Consider the following 12,626-nt stretch of genomic DNA (forward strand, 5'->3'; position numbering starts at 1 on the left):
CCGCCCCGCATTGTCCGGTCACGCGGATTGCGGGGCGGCCTCTTCGGCCTCATCCGGTTTCGGTTTGCGCAAGGTGAGCCGCAACAGCGGTGGCACCGTCAAAAGGGTCAGGAAGGCGGACATCGACAAGCCGCCCACCACCACCGCGCCCAAGCCCCGGTACAGCTCCGACCCTTCACCGGGGAACAGGATCAGGGGCAGCATCCCCATGACGCTCGTCAGCGTGGACATGAAGATCGGGCGGATGCGGTTGCGGGTCGCTTCCTCAATCGCGTCGATCGGCTCCATCCCCTCCTCGCGCAGGTGATAGAGGGTCTGGTGCACGATCAGGATCGCATTGTTCACCACGATCCCGATGAGGATCACGAAGCCAAGCAGCGTGAGCATGTCCAAGGGCTGCGTCTGATAGGTGTTCAGGAGCGCCAATCCGCCCACGCCGCCCGCCGCGGCCACAGGCACCGCGATCAGGATCACCAAGGGCAGGATGAAACTTTCAAACAGGATCGCCATCACGAGGAACACGATGATCAGCGCCACGATGAGGTTGATCTGAATGGCTCCCCATGTCTGGCTCAACTGATCCGCCGTGCCCGATACGCTGAGGCGAATGTCTGGCGGCAGGCCCTGTTCCTCCAGCACGGCGACGACCTCCGTCTCCAACAGGTCAACGGCCTGTTCCAGCGGCAGGTCATTGGAGGGGCGCACCTCCAGCGTGACGGTGCGCAATCGCTCCCGGTGGCGGATTTCCGTGGGGCCAGCGGTCAGGCGCACTTCGGCAAGGGCGGAGACGGGCAGGATCTGCCCGCTTGGCGTGACGACCGGGTAGTTGCCCACATCCTGCGTCCGCGTCGCGGTAGAGACGGACGGATCGCCCTTCAGCACCAGATCGACCCGTTCCGCCCCGATGGTGATCTGCGCCACGCGCAGGCCATCGTTGAACGCATCGACCGTCGTGGCAAGCTCGGAGCTATCGAGCCCCGCATCCGCAAGCCGCAACCTGTCGGGCAAAAGCCGCACTTCCGGCGCGCCAAGCTCCAGCCCCGGAATGGGGCGGAACTGGTGCCCTTCGGACCGGGGCAGGATACGCGACACGATCCCGGCGGCTTGCCCCGCGACGGCAAGGATATCATCGAGATCCTGACCCGACACATTCAACTCAATCGTGCGCCCCCCACCGACGCCCCGGCCAAACAGGGACGGTTGGGTCATGAAGCCGAATGTGCCCGGCTCGGCAAAAATGGGGCGGCTCAGGACCGGGATCAGATCGCCCGCGCGATCCGCGTCCATCGCCCCCGCGCCAACAAAGGAATTTCCGGGCGTGGCGACAAAGAAAAAGCTGTCAATCGTGGGTGTGCCGTCCTCCGTTTCCAGCGCGGGGGCAGCTTCCCAAAGCGGGCGGGCCACACCTTCGATCCGCTGGGCGATGGTTTCCGTGGTCTCAAGGTTATAGCCCGGCGGTGGGATGATCAGGCCGAACACCAGATTGCGGTTGCCCTCCGGCAGATATTCGAGCCGGGGCAGAAAGACATAACTCGCGACCGCCGCACCCCCGGCGATCAGCAGCACCATGGTGATGCCCACAGAGCGCACCCGGACGGTTAGCCGGACATAAGACATAACCGCCCGATGAAACCCGCGCGCCAGATGATCGACGCCCCAGATCGGCATCGGTTTTTGATCGCCTTTGCGCAGCAGGCGGCTGGCCAGCGCGGGGATCACCGTCACCGCCACCAACAGCGACAGCAGCACCGAGACGGAGATCGCCACGGCAATATCGCGGAACAATTGGCCTGCTTCCAATTCCATGATCAGGATCGGGATAAACACCAGCACGGTCGTGAGGGCGGAGACGAGGATCGCGCCCCAAACCTGCTTTGCCCCCAGATAGGCGGCTTCACGGCGGTTATATCCGGCTTCGCGCAGGCGGTAAATATTCTCCAGCACCACGATGGACGCATCCACGATCATACCGATGGCAAAGGCGATCCCGGCAAGGGAGATCACGTTGAGCGTCCGCCCGGTCAGCGCCATCACCACGAATGTCGCCACGATGGAGACCGGAATGGCGAGGGATACAACCAGCGTCGCGCGGGGGCTGCGCAGGAACAACAACAGGATCAGCGCGGCGAGCACCGCCCCGATCCAGATATTCTGCACCACCAGATCAATCGCGCCCTGAATATAAATCGTTTCGTCATAGACCTGCTGCGCAGTCAGGCCCGCATCGTTGAGCGGCCCGTCCTGCAATTCGGCGAGGACGACGCGCAACTCCTCCATCACGTTGATGACATTGGCACCCGACTCGCGCACCACGTTGAAGGCAAGCCCCGGCTCCCCCTTGAAGCGCAGGCGGCTGGTCGCGTCGCGATAGGCAAAGGACACATCCGCCACGTCCATCACCCGCACGCGCCCCACGCCGCCCGCCGCCACACCGGAGCGCAGCACGACATTGCGGATCGCCTCTTCGGTGTTGAGGCTGCTTTCGGTGCGCACGATATAGCGGCGCTTGCCCTCATCCACATCCCCTGCGGAGATGGAGATATTCTCCGCGCGCAGCGTGCGTACGACCTGCGGCACCGTCAGCCCGAACCGGGCAAGCCGCTGCGGGTCGATCACCACCTGCAATTCGTGCTGCGTGCCGCCAAACACATTGACCGCCGACACGCCCTCGATCCGCTCCACGCGATCCTTGACGACATCCTCCAGAAAGTCGCCATAGGTGGGCATGGGGCGGGTATTGCCCTCCTGCGCGGTCAGCAGAACCCACGCGATCGGGCTGTCGTCTGAGCCGGATGTGTTCAGCGTCGGCTCGCTCGCCTCATCGGGATAGCCGCCGACTCGGTCGAGCCTGTTCGACACCAGAAGGAGCGACTGGCTCATATCGGTGCCAACGGCGAACTCCAGCGTGACGGAGGCCTGCCCAGTGCGGGAGCGGGAGGTCATGATCTCCAGCCCTTCCAGCCCGCGCAGGGTTTCCTCCTGTGGGTTGACGATCTCCCGCTCGATCTCCGACGGGGCGGCGCCGGGCCAGCTTGTTTCCACCACCACAATGGGTTTGCGCACATCGGGGGCCAGTTGGATCGGGATTTGGCTGAGCGCCAGCGTGCCAAACAGCACCGCGATCAGGACCGCTGCGACCACAGCGATGGGCCGCTCAATGGCGTAGCGGATCGGGTTCATCAATTCGTCTCCACGACGGAGGGGCTGATCGCCTGACCGGGGCGCAGTCGCTCATTGCCGCGCACGACCACCAGATCGCCCGGCGCAAGGCCGCTGAGCACCTCATACCGGTCCCCCAAAGGCACGCCGAGCGTCACATTGCGCGGTTGCGCCTGATCGTCCGCCGCGACGAACACGGTCCAGCCGCCGCGCGCCTGCACCAGTGCGTCCTTCGGGACCGACAAGAGGCTGCGCGGCTCCCCCACCGGGAAATTCACGGTCAGCGATTGGCCAACTGCCACAAGGGTCGCCGCCGTATCCGGCGCGCTGGTGAGCAGCACCGCCCGGGTACGGGTCGCGGGGTCTTCAACGGGCAAGAGCGCGCGCAGGATGAGTGTAACTTCGCTGCCATCCTCGGTCCGGGCGATCATCTCCGTCCCTGGTGTCAGAAAGGAGGTGTAGCGCGTCGGGACATTGGCCCGCACCTCGAATGCGCCTGTATCAATCATTCGCACCACTGGCGTTCCGGCCTGAATATAGGCCCCCGGAATGGTGGAGACAGACAGAACCACGCCAGAGAAAGGCGCGCGGATTTCCGTCCGCTCCAGTTGGTATTCGGTTTCCGCGAGTTGCGCCTCGGCGGATTTCTCACGCGCCACGGCCTCAGCCAATTGGGAGCGGGCCTCAAGCACTTCGGCCTCCGCATCGTCAAAGCGGCCTTGGCTAAAGGCCGACGTGCCGCGCAGCGCCTCGATCCGTTCAAAGGTGATCTCACTGCGGTTAAGCCGCGCGCGCGCGGTGGCGGAGCCCGCTTGCGTTTCGGCAATGCGCGCTTGGGACTGGGTAAGCCGGATTTCGAGGAGATCGCGGGTCAACTCCACCAGCAGATCGCCCTCACGCACCATTTGCCCAGCAAGGACATGCACGGCCTCGACATTGCCCGCGATCCGACCCGCGACCGATCCATCGCGGGAGGTGACAACCTCGGCAAAGATGGGAACGGTCTCTGCCAGTACCCGCTCCTCGACGGTCTGCACGCCAACGGCGGCGGCACGGCCCTGCGCCATCAGCGCCTGAGGTGTCACGAGAATCGCTAGGATCAAAAGGCTTCTGAGCATGACCGCACCACTCTGTTTCGCAGCCCCTTGAGATAGCGCGCGCGGTGCAAAAGAAAATGCGACCCGGAAATTCTGGCAAAGATGCAGGAGACAGCAATAGCCAAGGCCGCTCAGGCTGGCCCCCGATACCCACCGGAAGCCACGTTTTCTCACCTGCATCACCTGAAAAGTGGTGCCCCCAGAGAGACTCGAACTCCCGACATCCTGATTACAAATCAGGCGCTCTACCAGCTGAGCTATAGGGGCAACGCCTGCCTCTTACGCGGCAAGAAATCAGTTTTCAAGTCTTTCCAGCATCACGCCAGCGCGGTTTTTGCGAGCGACGCGGCGTCGAGCCGGAAGTGGCGATAAAGGTCCATGATTGTGCCGGTTTGCCCGAAATGCTCAACCCCGTGGGAGAAGGTCTGATGTCCTTTCACCGCACCAAGCCAGGCCAGCGTCGCCGGGTGCCCGTCGATCGCGGTCACGATGCGGCAGTCGCGGGGCAGGGGATCAAACAGGGTCTCCACATGGGACCGTGCGGCCTTGTTTCCGTCTGCGCGGGCGCGTTGTGCGGCGGTCCATCCGGCATTGAGACGATCCGCTGATGTCACCGCGAGCACGCCCACATCGCGGCGCGCCTCGGCAATCATGCCTGCGGCCTTCACCACCTCGGGTGCGACCGCGCCCTGATAGGCAAGGACGACCTCGCAATTCGGCCCCGGTTTGCGCAGCCAATAGGCCCCGTCAATCGCGCCCTGCACAAAGGCATCGTCATGCCGCTTTACGGGTTGCTCAATCGGGTTGGTGGTCAGCCGCAGATAGACCGATCCGCCCGTCTCGTCCCGCAGCCATGTGCGCTCATCCGGATCACCCTCGCCGTCGCGCTGCATATAGGCGAACGCCCATTCCATGATCACCGCCAATTCATCGACAAAAGCAGGCTCGAACGCGGCCAAGCCGTCCTGGCTCATCCCGATCAGGGGGGAGGAGATGGACTGGTGCGCGCCGCCCTCGGGTGCCAGCGTCACACCGGAGGGCGTGCCCACGATCATGAACCGCGCATCCTGATAGCAGGCATAATTCAGCGCATCCAAGCCGCGCGCGACAAACGGGTCATAGACCGTGCCGATGGGCAACAGGCGCTTTCCAAACAGCGAATGGGACAGGCCCGCCGCGCCGAGCAACAGAAACAGGTTCATCTCCGCGATGCCCAACTCGATATGCTGGCCATCGGGGGTGAATTCCCATTTCGCGGTGGAGGGGATTTGCCGCTCTTTGAACAGGTCGGCGCGGGGGGCGCGCGCGAACAGTTTGCGCCGGTTCACCCACGGGCCAAGGTTGGTGGTGCCCGTCACATCGGGGGAGGTCGTGACGATGCGGGCGGCCAGATCGCTGTCGCCTTTGGACAGATCGTCGAGGATCTTGCCAAAGCCCGCTTGCGTGGACATCTCCCGGTCCGCTGACAGGGCAATCTCGGGCACTGGGATCACCGCATCGGAATAGCGCCGCCGCCCGTTGGCAAAGAAGGGTGCTTGATCCAGGAAGGTTTGCAGCGCCTTGGCATCCTTGACCGTCGCCAATGGCTCCCATTCCTGCCCCTCCGGCACACCCATATGCTGCTGCCATGCGGCGAATTGGGTCTTGTTCATCAGGCCGCCATGGTTGTCCTTATGGCCTGCGATGGGGGTGCCCCAGCCTTTGATCGTGTAAGCAAGAAAACAGACAGGGCGGTCATGGTCGATCGCATCGAACGCCTCTGCCATCGTCGCCACACAATTGCCGCCAAGGTTCTCCATCAGGGCCGCGAGTTCGGTGTCTGAGCGGCGGTCGATCAGGGCCGTCACCTCCCCCTGATCGCCCAGATCATCCATCAGATGCTTGCGCCACACAGCCCCGCCCTGAAAGGTGAGCGCGGAGTAGAGCTGGTTCGGGCAGGTGTCGATCCACGCGCGCAGCCGCTCACCCCCCGGCTCCTTGAACGCGGCACGTTGCAAGGCACCGTATTTGACGCGCACCACATCCCAGCCGAACGCGTCAAAAATCTTCTCGATCCGCGCAAACAGCCCCTCATGCACCACACCGTCCAGCGATTGGCGATTGTAGTCGATGATCCACCATGTGTTGCGCAGATCGTTTTTCCAGCCCTCCTGCAATGCTTCATAAACGTTGCCTTCATCCAATTCCGCGTCACCCACCAACGCGACCATCCGGCCCAGCGGGATGCCGCCCCAGTCTTTTGCCGCGATGTAATCCTGCACGATGGACGCGAAGGACGTGATGCCCACGCCAAGGCCCACCGACCCGGTGGAGAAGTCCACATCGTCGATATCCTTTGTCCGGCTAGGATAGCTTTGCACCCCGCCATAGCCCCGAAACGCCTCCATCTTTTCGCGGGTCTGGTTGCCCATCAGGTACTGGATCGCATGGAAAATGGGGGAGGCATGGGGCTTCACGGCCACCCGGTCTTCTGGCCGCAATGTGTGGAAATAGAGCGCCGTCATGATCGACACCATCGACGCGCTCGACGCCTGATGCCCACCCACCTTGATCCCGTCCTCCTTGGGCCGGAGGTGGTTGGCGTTGTGGATCATCCAATGGGACAGCCACAAAAGCCGCTGTTCGATGGTTTTCAGATGGGACATGGTGGAGTTCCTGTGCGTGTTTGGGGGCTGGATATCACGGGACGCGGGAGCGAATCCTTGCGATTTCGGCGTGATTTGCGACTATGTTGGGGAAATTGCGTTCCTTGGCGGAAGTATGTAATGAAATCCACTCATTTTGACGAATTTGATAGGCGTATCCTTCGCGCGTTGCAGACCGATGGCAGGATCACCGTGCAGGAGCTAAGCGCCGAAGTTGGCCTTAGCCCAACGCCCGTCACCCGCCGGATCAAACGGCTGGAGGGAGCGGGCGTGATCACCGGATACCGCGCGCTGATTGATGAGGCCGCCCTTGGTTTTGACGTGTCCGTTTTTGTCTCCGTCCGGCTGGATCGGCAGATCGACGGGGCATTGGCCGCTTTTGAGGAGACGATCCGCACCCTGCCGGAGGTCGTGGATTGTTGGCTCATGACGGGCAATCGCGATTACCTTTTGCGGGTCGTGACAACGGGCCTGCCGGAGTTTGAGACGTTCCTCGTGGGGCGGCTGACGAAAATCCCCGGCGTCGCATCTATTGAAAGCTCAATTCCGCTGCGCCGGGTGAAATCCGAACTGGCGCGCATGATCTAGGCGGCGGCACGCGCCGGGGCGGGCAGGGCCTGTTCCAGATCGGCAAGAATATCGCCCACACCCTCCAACCCGACCGACAGGCGCACCAATCCTTCGGAAATACCGTGGGCCGCGCGTTCCTCCGGCGTATAGGTCGAATGGGTCATGCTGGCCGGGTGCTGAATGAGCGTTTCCGCATCGCCAAGCGACACCGCGCGGCGAATGAGGCGCAGGCGGTTCATCATCTCCCGCCCGGCACTGATCCCTCCCTCCAGCTCAAACGCGATCATGCCGCCGGGCAGGGCCATCTGGCGCTGGGCAAGGGAGTGCTGGGCGAAACCGGGCAGGCCGGGGTAATGCACCGCTGCGACACCGGGCGCGGCCTCCAGCATCTCCGCCACGGTCTGGGCGGAGGCGCAGTGCCGCTCCATCCGCAATTCCAGCGTCTTGATCCCGCGCAGGATCAGCATCGCGTTGAATGGGGCCATCACGGCGCCGGTCATGTCTTTCATCCCGAACAGGCGGATCTCCGCGATCTGCTCTGCCGTCCCGGCAATCAGCCCGGCCACCACATCCCCGTGCCCGCCAAGATATTTCGTGGCCGAATGCACCACGATATCCGCGCCAAGCTGGATCGGTTGCGTGAGGTACGGCGTGGCATAGGTGTTATCCACCACGACCACCGCGCCATGGGCATGGGCCACGGCGCTGATGGCCGCGATATCCACCAATCGCATATTCGGATTGGCGGGGGTTTCGAAATAGACCACCCGGGTTTTGCCGCTGATCGCGGTATCGAGCGCGCCGGGCTGCGTCAGGTCCACATGGGTGATGGTGATCCCGAATTTCGCCAGCCCATGCTGCATGAACGAAAACGTGCAGCCATAGAGGGTCTTGTCCACGATCACCTCATCGCCGGGGGACAGGAGCGTCCAAAGCGTCGCCGTGATCGCCCCCATGCCGGAAGCCAGCGCCAACCCGGCCTCTGCCCCTTCGAGCGCCGCAATCCGCCGTTCCAGCAGATCAAGCGTGGGGTTGGAAATGCGCGAATAGATATGGCCCGCGCGCTCCCCCGCGAACATCTCCCCACCGGCCTCCGCACTGTCGAACGCGAATGTCGAGGTGAGGTGCAAAGGCGGGGTCAACGCGCCCTCATGGTCCATCGGCTCATAGCCGTGGTGAATGGCGCGGGTGGCAAAGCTGGCATTGGGGTTGATCATATCCGGTCCTCCTGTTGACCGCAGGATAGGGCAGGTCGTCTTGGCAAAGATTGCGAGATATGCCATTATCTAAGCCAAGATTAGCATTTTCTGCCAATACAGAGCGACATGGACCAGAAAGACCGCCAGATCATCCGCGCGCTGCAACGCAATGGGCGGATGACGAATCAGGATTTGGCGGAGGCGGTGAACCTCTCCCCCTCGCCCTGCCTGCGCCGCCTGCGCAATCTGGAAAAATCCGGCGCGATCCGGGGCTATACCGCCGATGTGAATGCAAAAGCCTATGGCCTGCCTGTGACGGTGTTCGTTCGCATCAGCCTTGAAAAACATACCGAGGACGCGGTGCGCCATTTCGAGGCGCAGGTGAACGCGATCGACGCCGTTCTGGAATGCTATGTCATGACTGGATTATCGGATTACCTGCTGCGCGTGGTTGTGGCGGACCTCGACGATTATGAGGAATTCGTGCGCACCCGGCTCCATCCCATCGGGGGGATGCGGTCCATCGACACCAGTTTCGTTTATGGCACCGTCAAGAAAACCGGCGTTTTTCCCCATATCGGGTAATCCTGCGCACATTTCTGTGGGGTGGAGCCGGATTTCGTCCTGACCGCTTGCGGTTCCGGGGAGGGGCTGCCTATTCTGCCGCTGTTTTGTAGGAGGGGGCAGGATTGTGCGGTTGATCTGGAATGGAATAGTGGCCTCGGCGGTGGCAGCGGCGCTGGTGTTGCCCGGCGCGGGTCAGGCGCGGTCTCTTTCCGGGGCGTATCTTGCGGGTATTCAGGCCGAACAACAGCTCGATTACGAGGAGGCCGCCCGCTATTTCGTGCGCGCGCTGTCCTATGACGTGGACAATCCCGCCCTCTTGGATGCGGCGATCCGCGCACAGGTGGCACGGGGGGAAGTGTCCACCGCGATTGTGCTGGCCCAAAGGCTGGAGGAGACGGACACCAATCCGTTGGGCCTGATCCTGCAACTTGCGGGCAATGTGCGCGACGGGCAGTTGACCCCGGCGCTTGAGACCCTGTCCAACCCGCAAGCACAGGAAAGCCTGCCGCTTTTGGCTGATATCTGGCGCGGCTGGCTCCTGATCAATACAGGCGAGGAGGAGGACGGGTTCGAGGCGCTGCGCGACCTCGCCCTGCATCCCGAATGGGGATTGTTCGGGCAGAACCACCTCGCGCTCGCCCATGTGGCCCTTGGCGACTACGACGCGGCGGCGCAGGTTTTTGCCGATCTTGATCCGGTGACGACGACGCTGCACCGGTTTGGCACGCGCGTGCGGATCGAAGCACAGGCCAAAGCGGGGGAGACCCGGGCGGCTCTCGATCTGGTCGATACGCTCCTTGAGGGCAGTATCGGGGATGTGGAGCTTGAGACGTTGCGCGCGGCCCTGACCGACGGCAATCCGGTGCAGCGATCCATGGCCGGGCCGATGGACGGGTTTGCCATCGCTCTGTTCGACATCGGATCGCAGTTGAACACCGGGCGGCGCAGCGAGGCGCTGTTGTATCTGCGCGTCGCGCATTTCCTGAAACCCGATCTGCATGAAGCAGCCCTCCTGATCGGGCAAATCCTCGAACAGCAGGACCAATTCGATCTGGCGCGGCAGGTGTTTGAAACGGTGCCCCTCGACGCGCCGCAATCGGCTGAAGCGCGCCTTGGCCTTGCCGCCGTGTACCAATCGGCCGAGCGGGATGATGAGGCGATCGCGACCCTTTCCGCACTCGCCCAAAGCTATCCTGAAGCGCTGCGCGTGCGGTATTTTCAGGCGGAGGCCCTGCGCGTGGCGGAGCGGTATGAGGACGCGCTGCCGATCTATGACCAGAGCGTCGATCTGGCCGTGGCGCAGGACCGCGCGTTCTGGCAGCTCTATTATGGCCGCGCGGTCTCAAAACACCTGACCGATGACTGGCCGGGGGCGGAGGCCGATTTCCGGCGCGCTTTGGAATTGCGCCCCGATCAGCCCATGGTGCTCAATTACCTTGGATATTCGCTGGTGGAGAAGGGTCTGAAGCTCGACGAGGCGCTGGGCATGATCCAAAGCGCGGTAGAGCAGCGCCCCGACAGCGGCTATATCATCGACAGCCTCGGCTGGGTCTATTTCCAGCTTGGCCGCTATGACGAGGCCGTGGACCCAATGGAGCAGGCCGTGGCGCTGGAGCCGATTGATCCCGTGATCAACGATCATCTGGGCGACGTGTATTGGATGGTCGGGCGCGAGCGGGAGGCCGAATTCCAGTGGCGCCGCGCGCTCTCCTTCGACCCTGAGCCGGAGGAGCGGGCGCGTATCCTGCGCAAGCTCGACATCGGCCTTGATGCGGTGCGGGCGGAGGAAGGCCATTCCGTTGCAAACTAGCCTTGCGCCCGATCAGGAGCTTGCGCCCGCTAAGGTCAACCTGACCCTGCATGTCACTGGCCAACGGCCCGACGGCTATCACCTGTTGGACAGTCTGGTCGTGTTCCCGCGCGTTGGCGATCTGGTGACGGTGGAGCCTGCGCGCAGTCTATCGCTGACCCTGCGGGGACCATTCGGCATTGATCTGGCGGCGGATGAGGACAACCTCGTGCTGCGCGCCGCGCGCCTGATCCTCGGGCCGGAGCATGGTGCCGCGCTGTTGTTGGACAAGGCGCTGCCGGTCGCCTCTGGCATCGGAGGCGGCTCGTCCGATGCCGCCGCGACCCTGCGGCTGTTGGCGCGGCAATACGGGCGGGCGATGCCTGCCGATGTGCTGAGCCTTGGCGCGGATGTGCCCGTGTGCCTCTCCCCACGGCCCCAATGGATGCGGGGGATCGGGGGCGATGTGCACGCGGCGCAGGGCCTGCCGCCCTTTTGGCTGGTGCTGGTCAATGCGGGTGTGAAAGTGCCCACTGGCCCGGTGTTTCAGGGCCTTGCCAGTAAGCACAACCCGCGCTGCACACCGATGCCGGATGCGCCCGATCTGCGCAGCTTTGCCGCATGGCTGCGCGACAACCGCAACGACCTTGAGCCGCCCGCCCGCGCCATTTGCCCCGTGATCGGGGATGTGATCACGGCGCTGGAACAGGCTGCTGGATGCCACCTTGCCCGGATGTCGGGCAGCGGGGCGACAGTGTTCGGGCTGTTCGGTGACGAACGCGCGGCCCTGCGCGCCGCGGACACTCTGCGCGCGGCCCAACCCCGATGGTGGGTGGCTGCCGGGCCAGTGATGCCCTGATCCTGCCGTGCAGGGTCTGCGCGTTCAGCCCCGAACCGCGCGGGTCGAAGTGCCAACCGCTTTGACCCCTATTTCTGCAGATCAAGGCGGTAGAACCACATCCAATCCACGACTTGAGGGGAGATCGCGGCGCTTTTGCTCATGCCACTATTGACCACCTCATCAAAGCCCAGCTTGGCATAGAGGGCGGGCAATTCGCGGTTGATCTTGAACGTGTCCGCAACCAGCCAGCGCAGGCCAAGGCTGCGGGCATCGTCGATCCGGGCGCGCACGAGCGCCTCACCCAATCCGGTGCGGCGGCCTTCGGGGCGGACATAGAGGTGCTTCATCTCGCCCGTGTCCTCGGAAACGCGCATCAGCGTGGCGGTCCCGACTAGGGCGCCCTGCGCGTCACGCGCCATGAGATAGCTGCCATTGGGCGGCAGGATGTTGGGGAAATTGTGCATGAAGCTGTTGACGTGATCGCGCCAGTCGAAATCCGGACCGCCATGATCGACGACCCGCGCGTGCATCATGATGGCATATTCCACGAGCAGATCGCGTGCCTCCTCAAGCGGGACATCGTCGAGCCGGTGATAGCGTTCGATGACATATCCGACGCGCCCGCCATACTGGCTGGCATCGGTGCGCTGCGGGCCTGATTGCGGCAAAGGCGAGAGGGAAGCTATTGTTTGGCTGTCCGGGGTGTCGCGGCGCTCTTGCATTGGCATCGCCTTTCCTTTCGGGTTTTACGGCGTTTTC

The 12,626-nt window shown here is 63.4% G+C and carries 9 protein-coding genes and 1 tRNA gene; 4 read left to right on the plus strand and 6 right to left on the minus strand.

The annotated features are described in order from the left end of the window. Positions 1 to 18: 18 nt before the first annotated feature. The 4 genes from FHS89_RS07615 to FHS89_RS07630 all read right to left on the minus strand — a co-directional run bounded on the left by FHS89_RS07615 (position 19) and on the right by FHS89_RS07630 (position 6,901). Positions 19 to 3,180: an efflux RND transporter permease subunit gene (locus FHS89_RS07615; protein WP_184010206.1), complete on the minus strand. Its 3,162-nt coding sequence runs from the start codon at positions 3,178 to 3,180 to the stop codon at positions 19 to 21. Then, the gene (locus FHS89_RS07620) at positions 3,180 to 4,277 is read right to left on the minus strand and encodes an efflux RND transporter periplasmic adaptor subunit (protein ID WP_184010209.1); all 1,098 of its coding nucleotides are present in this window, start codon (positions 4,275 to 4,277) and stop codon (positions 3,180 to 3,182) included. Before FHS89_RS07620 ends, FHS89_RS07615 begins: the two co-directional genes overlap by 1 nt. A 170-nt stretch (positions 4,278 to 4,447) precedes the next feature. Continuing rightward, positions 4,448 to 4,523, minus strand: a tRNA-Thr gene (locus tag FHS89_RS07625). Between the two features lie 50 nt (positions 4,524 to 4,573). Further along, positions 4,574 to 6,901 (minus strand): 1-deoxy-D-xylulose-5-phosphate synthase N-terminal domain-containing protein, encoded by a 2,328-nt coding sequence (locus FHS89_RS07630; protein ID WP_184010212.1) that lies wholly within the window; start codon positions 6,899 to 6,901, stop codon positions 4,574 to 4,576. A 120-nt stretch (positions 6,902 to 7,021) separates the two neighbouring features. On the opposite strand from FHS89_RS07630, the gene FHS89_RS07635 reads away from it, so the two are divergent. After that, positions 7,022 to 7,489 carry an Lrp/AsnC family transcriptional regulator gene (locus FHS89_RS07635; protein ID WP_184010215.1) on the plus strand — a complete coding sequence of 156 codons (468 nt, stop codon included), beginning with the start codon at positions 7,022 to 7,024 and terminating at the stop codon, positions 7,487 to 7,489. Here the strand turns inward: FHS89_RS07635 and FHS89_RS07640 are convergent. Beyond that, positions 7,486 to 8,688 (minus strand): methionine gamma-lyase, encoded by a 1,203-nt coding sequence (locus tag FHS89_RS07640; protein WP_221229341.1) that lies wholly within the window; start codon positions 8,686 to 8,688, stop codon positions 7,486 to 7,488. The two genes, FHS89_RS07635 and FHS89_RS07640, sit on opposite strands and share 4 nt — an antisense overlap. Positions 8,689 to 8,796: 108 nt before the next feature. Between FHS89_RS07640 and FHS89_RS07645 the strand changes: the two genes are divergently transcribed. The 3 genes from FHS89_RS07645 (at position 8,797) to FHS89_RS07655 (ending at position 11,885) form a co-directional block, all read left to right on the plus strand. Beyond that, the gene (locus FHS89_RS07645; protein ID WP_184010221.1) at positions 8,797 to 9,255 is read left to right on the plus strand and encodes an Lrp/AsnC family transcriptional regulator; all 459 of its coding nucleotides are present in this window, start codon (positions 8,797 to 8,799) and stop codon (positions 9,253 to 9,255) included. A gap of 106 nt (positions 9,256 to 9,361) precedes the next feature. Next, positions 9,362 to 11,047, plus strand: a complete 1,686-nt coding sequence (locus FHS89_RS07650; RefSeq protein WP_184010224.1) for a tetratricopeptide repeat protein — start codon at positions 9,362 to 9,364, stop codon at positions 11,045 to 11,047. Further along, positions 11,007 to 11,885 (plus strand): 4-(cytidine 5'-diphospho)-2-C-methyl-D-erythritol kinase, encoded by an 879-nt coding sequence (locus FHS89_RS07655; RefSeq protein WP_184010615.1) that lies wholly within the window; start codon positions 11,007 to 11,009, stop codon positions 11,883 to 11,885. Before FHS89_RS07650 ends, FHS89_RS07655 begins: the two co-directional genes overlap by 41 nt. 68 nt (positions 11,886 to 11,953) lie before the next feature. Here the strand turns inward: FHS89_RS07655 and FHS89_RS07660 are convergent, their stop codons facing one another. After that, positions 11,954 to 12,595, minus strand: coding sequence for a GNAT family N-acetyltransferase (locus FHS89_RS07660; protein ID WP_184010227.1), 642 nt, complete (start codon positions 12,593 to 12,595; stop codon positions 11,954 to 11,956). Positions 12,596 to 12,626 lie beyond the last annotated feature (31 nt).

This window comes from Rubricella aquisinus, from assembly GCF_014199445.1.
In the GTDB taxonomy this organism is placed as follows: Bacteria; Pseudomonadota; Alphaproteobacteria; order Rhodobacterales; family Rhodobacteraceae; genus Rubricella; species Rubricella aquisinus.